Source organism: Agarivorans sp. QJM3NY_25 (assembly GCF_050870875.2).
GTDB lineage: Bacteria > Pseudomonadota > Gammaproteobacteria > Enterobacterales > Celerinatantimonadaceae > Agarivorans.
In genome coordinates, this window is the sequence record NZ_CP194041.2 from 3,174,225 (window position 1) to 3,186,985 (window position 12,761).

Consider the following 12,761-nt stretch of genomic DNA (forward strand, 5'->3'; position numbering starts at 1 on the left):
GTTAACGCCTCCCCTCGAAATTAATCCGTGGATCAATCATGGTATAGGTCACATCGCTGATTAACTTGAGCAACAAAGCGATAAGGGTTGAGATATACAGAGTACCAAATACCACCGGGTAATCTCGATTAACTACCGACTCAAAACCCAACAGACCAAGACCATCTAAGGAGAAAATCACCTCTATCATGAAAGAACCCGTTAGAAAAATGCTAATCAAGGTAGCTGGTAAACTCGAAATCACCAACAACATCGCATTACGAAATACATGACCATACAACACGCGATTTTCGCTAAGCCCTTTGGCTCTTGCGGTTAATACATATTGCTTATTAATTTCATCAAGGAAGGAGTTTTTAGTCAACATGGTAAGAGTCGCAAAACTACTAATCACCATCGCGGTGACGGGCAAGGCCAGATGCCAAAAGTAATCGCCCACTTTAGCCAACCAGCTTAACTCCTGCCAATTAGCTGAGGTAAGCCCTCGCAGTGGAAACCAATCCCAATAACTGCCCCCTGCAAACAGTACGATCAACATAATCGCAAACAGGAAATTAGGTATAGCAAAACCAACCGTGACCACAGTTGAGCTCCACACATCGAAACGGCTACCGTGTTGCACCGCTTTACGGATCCCAAGCGGGATCGAAATCCCATAAACCAATAGCGAGGTCCACAAGCCTAAGGAGATCGACACCGGCATTTTTTCAATAATGAGGTCAACCACCGAACTATCCCGATAGAAACTATCCCCAAAATCAAACCGCAAGTAATTCCCCAACATATCAAAATAACGTTCATACAAGGGTTTATCAAAACCGTAGAGCTGTTCTAACTCCGCCACCAGTTCTGGGGGTAAACCTTGCGCGCCACGATATGAACTAGAACTTGCACCAGCGTTAGATTGGATAACTTCGCTATCGACCCCCGAATCTACCCGACGAGTCGCTGAAGTATCAATCCCTTGGATCTTGGCGATAGCTTGCTCAACCGGACCACCGGGGGCTGACTGGATGATCACAAAATTAAGCGTCATAATCCCCAATAAAGTAGGGATCATCAGTAACAGGCGTCGCAGAATATAACTAGTCATGGTCGTTTATTCGACCCACCAAGTATCCAAACCAGGCGAGAATTTGGGGTTACGTGTCGGTCGCTTTAACTTATCCCAGTAGGCGATACGCCAAGTATTAAGGTGCCACTGAGGGACCACATAATAAGACCACAACAAAACCCGATCGAGAGCGCGAGTGGCATCCACCAACGCGGCTCGACTATCAGCAGCAATCACTGCATCAACCAACTCATCAATCACCGAACTTTTCACCCCAATGTAATTGCGTGAACCAAAATGATCGGCAGCTGCACTGCCCCAGTAACCGCGCTGCTCATTACCCGGTGAAGAAGACTGTCCAAAACTACCCACTATCATATCAAAATCAAATTTCTGTACGCGGTTGATATATTGCGAAACATCCACCACCCGAACTTCAGTACTAATCCCAATTTTTTGTAAATTGCGTGTATAGGGCAAAACAATTCGCTCAAAATTCTTCTGATAAATCAAAATTTCGATATGCATTTGTTTACCATGAACATCCACTAACTTACCTTTGCTCAAAGTCCATCCTGCCTTTTTAAGCAAGGCTAAAGCTTCGCGCATTTGCGGGCGAATATTCCCATCGCCTCGGGTGCGTTCGAGCTGAAATGGCTGATTAAATACCTCAGGCGGAAGCTGCGCTTTAAATGGCGTCAGTAAGGCTAACTCGCCCCCTTTAGGTAACCCGGTTGCCGCCAATTCGGAGGCAGCAAAATAGCTCTCTGTACGGGTATAAGCACCATAAAATAACTGCTCGTTAGTCCATTCAAAATCAAACAATAAACCAATAGCCTTGCGCACGCCTCGCTGACTAAACACACTTCGCCGAGTATTAAAGACAAAACCCTGCATCCCCTGCGGATTTTCATTTCTCAGATTATCGGTATGAATTTTACCTTCTGCGAACAACGGACCGTTGTATGCGGTGGCCCAATCTTTGGCGCTGGTTTCTAAGCGAAAATCAATCCGTCCCGATTTAAAGGCTTCTAAAGCCACCGAAGAGTCACGATAATATTCATATGCGATGGTTTGAATATTATGACGACCGCGATTAATCGCTAAGTCTTTGCCCCAATAATCATCGACCAAGCGGTAGCTCACCGCACGCCCAATATCAAACTTATCCAACTGATAAGGCCCGGAACCCAAAGGGGGGGTTAAATCGGCTTTACTAAAGTCATGCTGCTGCCAATAATGCTTGGGTAACACTGGTAACTCACCAAGAATCAGCGGTAATTCGCGATTATTGCCATTAACAAAACTAAATTTCACACTCAGCGGCGACTCTGCCACCACATCTTTCACGCTGGCATAATAGGCCCGATAATGAGGCGCACCCTTTTCCATCAGTAAATGAAAGGTAAAGACCACATCTTCCGCGGTGACTGGGTGACCATCGTGAAAACGAGCTTGTGGGCGTAAATTAAAGCGTACCCAAGAGCGATCGGCTGGTAAATCGACGGTTTCGGCGAGCAGACCATAGCGAGAAAATGCTTCATCATCGTTAGAGACCATCAAGGTATCGTATATTTGACCAATCCCTGCGGCGGGATTTCCCTTCACAATAAAGGGATTGAAAGTATCAAAGGTTCCCAATGCATCGTAAGTGATACGCCCTTGTTTCGGAGCATCACTGTTCACATAAGGTAAATGAGAGAAATCAGCAGCTAAGGCTGGCTCGCCATGCATCACCAGCGCGTGAGAACGACTAAATTCCTCGGCGTGAGCAAAACCAATAAGCAAAATACAAAGTGCCGATAGCAGTCGTGTCATGATAAGCGCGTCCTCACAAATAAAAATAGAATGTTCAACTTAAGCAGAATCGGTTGAACTGTCCTGGTGAAATAGGCTCAAGTTCACCACAATACTCACTATAAAGGCCATGAATGCAACGAAAAACATCGTGACAAACTTAGCCTGTATAAAAATCCACCCCAGCTGGCAACAGACCCTATGGCTGTAGTTATAACCGACTAGAAACTAAAAGATAAAGAGCTTTTAAGCAAATTTACGCTGAAAACGTTGAATATATCGTTCCATCGCATCGGCAGGGATCGCTTTACTGGATAGAAAACCTTGATAAAAGGTGCAACCTTGTTGCTTCAGAAATTCTAATTGCTGACGCGTTTCCACGCCTTCAGCTGTCACCGTAAAACCAAGATGACGGGCAATTGCTAATACTGCATCAACGATCGCCATATCACGGCTATCACGAGGAATATCACGAATAAAGGAGCGGTCGATTTTCAGCTCATCCACAGGTAAGCGTTTCAGGTAACTTAATGAAGAATAGCCCGCGCCGAAATCATCGATAGCAAAACGCAGCCCTAATTCCTTTAGCTGTTCCATTCTACGAATCGTATCCTCGGCATGCCCGAGCACCACCGACTCGGTCACTTCCAAATTTAACATCGCATTATCGATATCATAACGCATCATCAAATCTTCAACTTTCTCAACAAATTCAGGATGATGGAATTGCTTGGCACTCACATTAACTGAAAGCTCTGGCAGCGTTAAGCCCATCGCTTGCCATTTAGCCATGTGTTTACAGCTTTGTTCAAGTACCCACATGCCAATATCGATTATCAAATCGGATTCTTCAGCGATGGGGATAAATTCGGTCGGCGACACCAAACTCTTCCCCAAAGGCTGCCAACGTACTAAGGCCTCCGCCCCAACTAACTCACCCGTAGCGACCATATGTTGTGGCTGGTAATAAACCAATAATTCTTCATTGGCTAAAGCGCTACGCAATGCATTGTGCATTTGCAAACGTTTATCCGCTTGCCGCTGCATACCATCTTCAAAAAAGATCACGGTACGTCGCCCCGCCGATTTCGCCTGATACATCGCTGTATCAGCTTGCTTGAGCAGATCCTCTGCTGTCTGCCCCTTTCCCGGAAATAAAGTAATCCCCACACTGGCACCAATATGCAACGATTGACCATCGAAGGGATAAGGTGCAGAGATGGTTTTAATAAGACGTTTTCCAACTAAGTGCGCTTGTTGTTCTGCATGAGGCGGACTTCCGCCGAGATCAGCCAGTAACAGGACAAACTCATCGCCACCTAAACGAGCCAATACATCGCCTTGGCGGATCAAACCTTGTAAACGTTGCGCGACCTGCTGTAATACCCAGTCGCCTGCGGCATGCCCTAAAGAATCATTAATATTTTTAAAATGATCTAAATCGATAAACAGCAAGGCTCCAATCACATGGCTCTTTTTAGCGCGGTTAAAACAACTGTCTAACTCTTCACGTAATTTTCGCCGATTTGGTAAACCCGTTAGCTCGTCAAAATAGGCTAAATGTTGAATTTGTTTTTCCGATGCAATATTGGCCGAGATATCTTGAATATTCACCACATAATGGCTCTGTCCCGTATCGGCATTCGTTACCGCGGTAATGGTCTCTGATTGAGTATAACTTTGACCATTTTTTCTCAAGCGCTCGACTTCACCTTTACGCCGAACGGAACCATCCACAGCGTCAATAAACACTGGGTTTGGACTACCAAAAACCTCCGTCAACTCGGCACCTAATACTTCCGATTGGCGATAACCAGTAATTTGCGAGAACGCGGTGTTAACTTTCACGATGCGATAGTCTGCATCGGTAATCAATAAGCCGTCATTACTTTCAAACGCCACCGCTGAGAGCGCCAACGCTTCGCTCTCTTGTAACAAAGAGCATTCGGTCCCAATCCGCTCCATAAATGGCAAACAGAGTTGTTTAACAAATTCCGAATCAAATTCTGAAGCCACAAAAGTTAGCGCTAAATAAGCCACCAGCTTTGCATCATCAACAATTTGTAATGCTAAAAAGCCTGAGGGCTTACGCGCTAGCTCGGAGGGAAGGAAGGCATAATCGGGATACTGCTCTGCTAAATCGCTTGAGAGAGTCATAGCCTGATATCGAATATCAGCCAATAACTGAGGCGTGACAGGGCTTAAGGTTCTAGAAAACAATTGACCATCACGACAATAAGCAATACAGGGTACATTCGCCAAACGAGAATCAAAACGGGCAACATAAACTTCGCAAGCACCACAGCGCTCTGCCAATTGACGAACCAATTCAGAAAAGAAATGTTGACTGGGCTGACGAGCTAATACAAGAGCGAGCTCAGATATTGAAACCGCTAACTCGGAAGGACCAGAAGATGAATTCAGCAAAGGTGTAGTATCTATGACGCCATCCATATCGATTAAAATTACAACGACTTTCTTTTTCGGTTACGAACTAAGCGTGACCGACGGGTTAACACCAACTGCTTGTTATCCCATCCAATGTGCCGAATTACCCAACAATATTCAAGCATTATTCAGCAATTTATAATACTTTTCACTAACAAGTCACAATCATACTCGAACAAATTCAAGCGCTAAAAAAATGTGACGAATGTCTGTTTTTTTATTTTTAAAGATCGTATGCTGAAAGTGAAATAATTACTAGATAGTCTTTGGGAGGCTTATGATTATTGATATTACCAGCAAAACAATCTCCATTACCCCAACCATTCGTGAGCATATTGCCACGCGCTTTGAAAAGTTAGAAAAAAACCAAATCCCATTAATCTCACCAAAAGTTATTATTATTAGCGATAACAAGAAGGTTAAGGTAGAAGCTAAAATTAACTTACCCAATGGACAACTATTTGCCAGTGATGAGCATCAGGACCTCATCACCGCCATCAATAATCTTGGACACAAGCTAGAGCGACAATTACATCGCTTCCAAGAGAAGCCAAATGCACATCGAGCGAGTCGCTCAGGAAAAGAATTCCTAAGAGAGCCTGCCGAGATTGATGATGGCGAGCCGAATAACGATGATGAAGAAGCCGCATAGGCTTTCGATAATACAGTAATACCAGGCATCAATTTGCTTGGTATTACTTGACTTTAAGATGATTGCTTTTTAGTCTGGTCGCATGAAAATATTTACAATCCGATTTTTGTTTGGTTTCTTTTTTACTCCACCCTTTTAGGGAGGCGGACGGAATTGGTGTAAAAACGAAAACACACAGATCCATAAAGCCTCCTACCGGGAGGCTTTTTTTTTACAGGGAATAATAAATGGCAGACTTAGAGCAGATCCGAACAAAAATCACCGAGCTCGACCAAAACTTATTAAGCTTATTGACTGAGCGTCGCCAACTCAGCGTTGAAGTGGCTAAAAGTAAAATTGAATCCCCAAAGGCGATTCGCGATCAAGAACGTGAACAACAACTACTGGTTAAACTGATCACCAAAGGGCGCGAACTTGGCCTTGATGCGCACTATGTCACCCAGCTTTATCACACCATCATCGAAGATTCGGTTCTATCACAGCAAGCATTTCTGCAAGGGATAACCAACCCCGATAAACTTGCACCAGCGGTACGTGTCGCCTTCCTGGGCAACAAAGGCTCATATAGCAATATCGCCACCCATCAATACTTCTCACGTTACAAAAAGCAAATTGTTGAATTTGGCTGTAGTGGTTTTCAGGATATTGTCGATACCGTCGAGTCTGGTCAAGCGGATTACGGCATGTTACCGATAGAGAACACCAGTTCTGGTAGTATTAACGAAGTTTATGATGTGCTGCAACACACGAGCCTCTCAATTGTTGGAGAACTATCGATTGCCATTGACCATTGTATTCTTGCAAACCCTGAGGCAAAGTTAGAACAGGTAACCACCTTGTATGCGCATCCCCAACCCTACCAGCAATGCAGTCTATACCTGCGAACACTGCCCGGAACCCGAGTTGATTTTGTCGATAGTTCCTCTAAAGCGATGGAAATGGTCGCCGCCAGTGATGATCTGAGTATCGGCGCGATCGGCAGTAAACTTGGTGGAGAGATGTATGGTCTGCGAGCCTTCAAAACAGATATTGCCAATCAACAACAAAACTATACTCGTTTTATCGTCGTTTCACGCAAGCCGATTGAAGTTGCAGATCAAGTTCCTGCTCGCACGACCTTTATTATGTCAACAGCCCAACAGCCAGGTTCACTGGTTGAAGCCTTGCTGGTATTGCGTGAGCACAGCATTAATATGAGTAAGTTAGAATCTCGCCCGGTACAAGGTAATCCATGGGAAGAAATGTTTTATGTCGATGTATCGGCCAACGTTAATTCCCCACAAATGCAAGCGGCTCTTGCAGAGTTAACCCGCCTAACCCGCTATATTAAGGTGTTAGGCTGTTATCCCAGCGAAAATGTTGATCCAACCCAGATCCCGCTGGCGATACTCGCTCACCAACAAAACTCAGGAACAGAAACACCGAGCTTAATTAAAACCATTCAGGCTGATGGCGCGCTTTCGAGTCGCAGTCATAAACAAGTGAATACCGTGGTACGAGTCGGTGATGTGAAAATAGGAGGGGGAGACTTTATTACTTTTGCTGGCCCCGGAGCAGTTGAGTCGGAGCAACAAATCATCAACTGTGCAGCAACGGTAAAAGAAACAGGAGCCGCTATTCTCGCCGCAGGTTGCTTTAAACCACGCAGTTCACCCTATAGCTTTCAGGGACTAGGAGAAGAAGGTTTAAATTATCTCAATACCGCAGGCAAAAAATATCGGCTCCCCATCATGACGGAAGTGAGTTACGTCGACCAAGTTGCCGCCCTTGCCGCCAAATCAGATATTTTGCATGTTCGTTCACGCCATATGAAAAACTTCCATTTGCTGAAGGAATTAGGCAAGTCGACTCGTCCAATTGTGTTGGAACGTAACAATATGTGCTCCCTAGAGGAATGGTTACATGCTGCTGACTATATTCTAGCGCAGGGCAATCAACAGGTGATTCTGTGTGAAGCCGGCGTTCGAACGCTAGAAGGCAAAACCAAGACCACCCTCGATTTAGGCGCCATCAGCCTGTTACGCGAAAAAACTCACTTACCCATCGTGGTCAATCCAGGAGAAGTAGTAGAGAACATCGAGTCTATCGCCCCCTTGGCCAAGGCCGCAAAATTACTTGGTGCAGACGGAGTAATTTTATGTACTCACCCGGCCCCTAGTGAAGCGAGTGTTGATACCGATAAATCACTGGATTTTAATCAATTCAAACAACTTATGGCGGAGCTTTATTAAACACTTCGCTGGTCATTTGTCTTGCTTCAATCAAGCCAGCGCTAAGGCGCTGGCTAATTCAACTCCCCTTCCCAAAGACCAACCTCGCCCTTAGTTGACCCGTTATTTTCCTTCCTATCACCCATTTAGGTGATGCGTGAAAATGGCCTCTTTTATATCTTGAGGTCGCCAAATCTATCACTTTGGCAGATCAACTCATAAAGGGACAATCATGAAAAAACTACATCCTTTAGCCTTAGCAGTTGGGATGGCGATAAGCTTAAGTGGCTGCGGCGGAGGTGAAGATAAACCACCAATTGGCCAGTTAACACTCGAAGCGACCGCCATCGACGGCTATCTACAAAACGCTTCAGTTTGGCTGGATATCAATGGCGATTATATATGGAACAATCGAGAACCAATTGCGACATCAGGAGAAGGCGGCAAAGCGATTCTCATTGTTAGCGACTACCCCGATTACGCAAAATACCCAATTGTAGTCAAGGCAATTGCAGGACAAACTATCGACGAAGACGCGCCAGAGCAAACCATTAGTTTTAGTTATCTCATGGCTGCTCCGGCAGGACAAACCAAGATATCGCCGCTCTCAACCTTAGTGCATCTCGCAATGCAAAATGATAGCGAATTAAGCGTAGAACAAGCCAAGCAGGCAATTGCGAATGACTTGCATATTGATCCTGAAAGTATCCTCGGTGACTTTATCAGTCAACAAAACAGTGAAACAGCACGCTATGCGCAACTACTCGTTGAAGCGCAATTAATGCCGATTGATAGCCTGTCGGCGGGTGCGGCCAGTCAAATCGTCGAAAGCTATCAACAAAATAAACAATTGCTTGCAAGCGTCACTGAAGAGGAAACCATCATCATTAACAACGGTGAACTGGCAAAGGTGATTGACGACGACGATGACGATAACGATGGCGTATTAGATAAACAAGATCGTTATCCGAATAATGCCAATGAAACAAGCGATAGTGACAACGATGGCATCGGCGATAATGCTGATAAATTCCCCAACAATGCCAGTGAAACCCAAGATTCAGACAACGATGGTGTCGGTGACAACCATGATAATTGTAAAAATGTCGCCAATAGCCAGCAGACCGATAGCAACGACAACGGCATAGGGGATGCTTGTGAGCCCAAGCCAGCCGCAACTTTTGATAAGGCCGTATTTGACCAAGCTACATGGCAATAATTTAAAAATATCTAAAGGACCAGATAATGAAAAAGTTTAATAATTCACTCTCAATGCTCACCTGCTACATCGTACTAAGCACTGGAATAGCTGTCGCCGATACAAGCCCCACAACTTTAACCACGTTTAAAGCAGGAGAGACCATTAAAGCCAATGAGATGAACGGCAATTTTAGCTACCTAGAGCGCTTGGCAAACTCAAGTACCACCCCAAACAATCAGGCCATTACGCTCGATATTGACTGTGCTAGCAATGCCGATGCGCTCAACGATTACTTTGCCAACCCTGGCTCGGAGCGTTTTGTGAGTTTAACGCTAACAGGAACCTGCGGCGGTGATGGCAATGCTGAACTTGTGATCAGTCGTGACAACATTAAAATCACTGGTGGTAGCATTGATAGCTTAATCAAAGTCGTTGGTAAGCAGGATGTGAATATCATCGGCACCAGCATTTTAGGCAACACCGATAGTAATCGTGCAGCCTTCATCGATGCAGGAAGCGCCGTCTATTTTGAAAATAACACTTACCCTGCGGGCAGTGAATTACTGGCGACAGGAACGTCATCGATCGTATATAACGATGATGTCGACGGTTTAAAGTTTGTTGCAACTTTATCATCTCGTTTATTCTTTTTTTCTCCCGAAGGTAAAGCGCAACTGATCCTACTTGATACCGCAAGCAGCATGGAATATACCAATTTAAGCAGTGCTGAATTAACCGCAAGTAACGCATCTGGATTCAAGCACCTTGGCGAAGGTTCCTTGCTGGTTGATAACTTGCGAATACGCACCAATGCAGGCGGTACCGTATATAATGCCAGCATGGCAAACGAGTTAGACCTATTTAATAATGGTGGTCTATTAATCGAAGGCGATCTAAGAGCGGACACAGTTTATATCGGTAGCTCTTCCTCTTTGGGCGGAAACACAATGACTGCCAACAATATCGAATTGGAAGGTAATGCCTCGATCGACGTAGATGCTATCGGTACACTCAATGACCCCGTTGCAGAACTCACGCTTCGCTCAGGCTCTAGCCTATGGACCAAGCAAGTCTACGCAGACAAAGTAGAACTTCAATCTGCGAAAGTCGATGCCGCCAATTTCACCATAAACAGTGCTTTGTTTGTACGTAACGCTAGCGTCATTTCAAATGAAAGCTTTGTACTTGGTAGCACCGCGAGCAACAATAGTGACTTCGGCGGATTTAGCTATTTTGAACTTGCCTACCCGATTGATGCTATGTGTAACAATTTTAACCGCTATGCCAATGTAGATGGCTGGTCATACGCCAGCAATAAAGGCTTTCCCAACGATTGTCCAAATATGAACTAAATCATGGTCAATTGATCTAGATGCTAACTTTTTACAGTTAGCATCTAATTTTGCTTTATCTTTGTCGTCGGTCTAGTTAACGTGATTTTCATTTCCTTAGACGAAAGCATCGAATGAAAGGGTATTATGCACAACACGGAGCCACTATCTGAACACCTTATCGCTAAGATTTATGATACCTCACTAAACCCTGCATTATGGCCTGAATTATTAGAACAAATTGTTGAACTACTGCCCCGATTATCATCTCAACAGCAAGTCAGCGAGCAGACAATGCTGAGTATGGGGGCTGGACAACTGCACACGATAAGCCCCATCTCACCAACTGCGTCATTCGAACACTTAGTCGACCACTTACAACGCAGTGCTCAAATTTGCCAACAACTCACCAAAGAACAAGATCAACAAGCCTTACAGCAACAACTATTTGAGCAACTTCCCTTACCCGCTTTGCTTTTATCCGCAGCGGGTGAAGTATTGCAACTCAATCAACAAGCGCGACATGCCTTAGAAAAAACCACCGCAATAAATTTATACAATAATCGTCTGCAATTAGCCGAACACCATCTTCAGCGACAATTCAATCAAGCGATTGAGCAGCTATCCGCCGCCAACCCTCAACACCACTCATTAACTCTGCAACTCCGTGAAAGTTTCCAAGCGCAACCGATTAGCTTAAACCTCTCAAGAGTCATGGATAGATGGCAACAGACTGGACAAGTACTGGCATTAATCGCCTGCGCGGAAGCACAGGTGGAGCTTGATCTTGAAGGTTTTGCTTTAAGCTACAACATCAGTCCTGCGGAATTACGAATTGTGGCACTACTGCTTGAAGAACGCACTCTGCATCAAATTGCCGAAAAAAATAAAGTCTCAATCAATACCGTACGCAGCCAATTGAAAGCTATTTTTGCGAAAACTGGCTGCCATAGGCAAAGCGAACTGATCAAACTTGCGCTTACAAGTAGCGCCACCAACAAAACATCAGTATCCACTGTCACCAGTTTATTACAACAGCAACACCTGAACGCGCCTTGTTATCACCATCAACTGAAACTCGGCGAACGCCAGCTTGGCTATAGCGATATTGGTCGAAGCAGTGACCTGCCGCTTATCATGTTCCATCCGAGCACGGGTTCAAGGCTGCAACAACACCCCAATAAAAACTTGATATATGAGCAAGGGCTGCGATTAATCACTGCTGATCGCGCTGGGTTTGGCCTCACAACAGCAAGCGATAAACCTTGCTTGGAGCAATCGGCCCAAGACGCTCTACAACTCGCGGACCGATTAGAACTGGAAAAGTTTTGCGTCGCGGGGTTCTGCGGCGGCGGACCATTTGCTTTAGCTCTCACAGCACTGGCCCCTGAACGTATCATTCACACAACATTGATTAGTAGCGTGACGCCTTATCAACCAATCAAACTACTACATGGGGTAAAAACCAGTAATAAACTATTGGCTTATATCGCACTCAATGCCCCCAGTATTATCCACCCACTATTTACATTTATTGCGCGTAATGTAATGGACAATCCTGAACGTTACTTCGATCAAGTTTACCAATTTTTATGTGAAAGTGATGCCAATGCCCTTTCAGAGCCAGAGCTGATGAATAACTTTTTATTAGCTTTTCGAGAAGCGATGCGCCAAGGACCGACTGCATTTTCTCATGAACTTACTTTATTAAGTCAAGACTGGTCAATCGACTTTTCAGCCTTAGAAACCCCCATCAGCATGTGGCATGGTAGCCAAGACCAGCACGTCCCTGCTCAACTCGCTCGTTTATTGTGTAACGCGCTACCCAATACCAAACTATATGAATTGAAACCACATGGTCATCTGCTGATTTATCATTGCTGGGACAAAATACTCAAGCATATAAAAGAAAGCCACCACATGGCTGAGCAATGCGTCGTGTAGATAGTTCACCTAACGGTCTGCTAGGACAGATTCATTGCGACGTGACACGCCCCTGAATTTGCCTCTGCTATACATCTAGGTCGCACCTATATTTAACAAAAGCATCCGCTAAAAAGCAAAAACC

8 protein-coding genes and 1 other annotated feature are annotated in these 12,761 nt (G+C 44.9%); of the genes, 5 read left to right on the forward strand and 3 right to left on the reverse strand.

Going from position 1 to position 12,761, the window contains the following annotated elements:
* Nucleotide 1: 1 nt before the first annotated feature.
* The 3 genes from ACRRSW_RS14490 to ACRRSW_RS14500 all read right to left on the reverse strand — a co-directional run bounded on the left by ACRRSW_RS14490 (nt 2) and on the right by ACRRSW_RS14500 (nt 5,305).
* Nucleotides 2-1,093 (reverse strand): microcin C ABC transporter permease YejB, encoded by a 1,092-nt coding sequence (locus tag ACRRSW_RS14490; protein ID WP_432459704.1) that lies wholly within the window; start codon nt 1,091-1,093, stop codon nt 2-4.
* Nucleotides 1,094-1,099: 6 nt separating this feature from the next.
* Complete coding sequence (locus tag ACRRSW_RS14495; protein WP_432459705.1) at nt 1,100-2,872, reverse strand: extracellular solute-binding protein; 1,773 nt, start codon at nt 2,870-2,872, stop codon at nt 1,100-1,102.
* A gap of 225 nt (nt 2,873-3,097) precedes the next feature.
* Nucleotides 3,098-5,305 carry a putative bifunctional diguanylate cyclase/phosphodiesterase gene (locus tag ACRRSW_RS14500; RefSeq protein ID WP_432459706.1) on the reverse strand — a complete coding sequence of 736 codons (2,208 nt, stop codon included), beginning with the start codon at nt 5,303-5,305 and terminating at the stop codon, nt 3,098-3,100.
* A gap of 271 nt (nt 5,306-5,576) precedes the next feature.
* Here ACRRSW_RS14500 and hpf point away from each other — a divergent pair, with 271 nt between their 5' ends.
* The 5 genes from hpf to ACRRSW_RS14525 all read left to right on the forward strand — a co-directional run bounded on the left by hpf (nt 5,577) and on the right by ACRRSW_RS14525 (nt 12,637).
* Nucleotides 5,577-5,951: a ribosome hibernation-promoting factor, HPF/YfiA family gene (hpf, locus tag ACRRSW_RS14505; RefSeq protein WP_432452509.1), complete on the forward strand. Its 375-nt coding sequence runs from the start codon at nt 5,577-5,579 to the stop codon at nt 5,949-5,951.
* Nucleotides 5,952-6,037: 86 nt separating this feature from the next.
* Nucleotides 6,038-6,164: a sequence feature (Phe leader region), on the forward strand.
* 14 nt (nt 6,165-6,178) lie between these two features.
* Nucleotides 6,179-8,182 (forward strand): 3-deoxy-7-phosphoheptulonate synthase, encoded by a 2,004-nt coding sequence (gene aroF / locus ACRRSW_RS14510; protein ID WP_432452508.1) that lies wholly within the window; start codon nt 6,179-6,181, stop codon nt 8,180-8,182.
* 211 nt (nt 8,183-8,393) lie between these two features.
* Complete coding sequence (locus tag ACRRSW_RS14515) at nt 8,394-9,380, forward strand: thrombospondin type 3 repeat-containing protein (RefSeq protein ID WP_432459707.1); 987 nt, start codon at nt 8,394-8,396, stop codon at nt 9,378-9,380.
* A 26-nt stretch (nt 9,381-9,406) separates the two neighbouring features.
* The gene (locus tag ACRRSW_RS14520; protein WP_432459708.1) at nt 9,407-10,714 is read left to right on the forward strand and encodes a hypothetical protein; all 1,308 of its coding nucleotides are present in this window, start codon (nt 9,407-9,409) and stop codon (nt 10,712-10,714) included.
* A gap of 126 nt (nt 10,715-10,840) precedes the next feature.
* Nucleotides 10,841-12,637 (forward strand): alpha/beta fold hydrolase, encoded by a 1,797-nt coding sequence (locus tag ACRRSW_RS14525; protein ID WP_432459710.1) that lies wholly within the window; start codon nt 10,841-10,843, stop codon nt 12,635-12,637.
* Nucleotides 12,638-12,761: the final 124 nt, after the last annotated feature.